The sequence below is a fragment of the Xylophilus sp. ASV27 genome, from assembly GCF_016428875.1.
In the GTDB taxonomy this organism is placed as follows: domain Bacteria; phylum Pseudomonadota; class Gammaproteobacteria; order Burkholderiales; family Burkholderiaceae_C; genus Xylophilus.
The window spans coordinates 1-302 of the sequence record NZ_JAELTO010000373.1; the positions used below are offsets into that span (position 1 = coordinate 1).

1 protein-coding gene is annotated in these 302 nt (G+C 75.2%); it reads left to right on the forward strand.

Annotated features, from left to right (window positions below; genetic code table 11):
- Positions 1-302 (forward strand): hypothetical protein (locus JHD63_RS24445; RefSeq protein ID WP_445327105.1); only part of this gene is annotated, 302 nt, incomplete at both ends.

A 302-nucleotide genomic window follows, 5' to 3' on the forward strand; every position in this document is an offset into this window, starting at 1 on the left:
AAGTACGGCCCCAGCCCCGATGGCTTCAACTGCCAGGGTACGAGCGCCTGCGCGCAGCCGCACTGGTACGAACTGCCCTCCACGCGTGCCGTACTCGCCACCGACCGCCTGAGCGCCACGCTGACGCCTGTCTCTTATACACATCTCCGAGCCCACGAGACCGTACAGGAAATCGCGTATGCCGTCTTCTGCTTGAAAATCGGGGGGGGGGGGGGGGGGGGGGGGGGGGGGGGGGGGGGGGGGGGGGGGGGGGGGGGGGGGGGGGGGGGGGGGGGGGGGGGGGGGGGGGGGGGGGGGGGGGG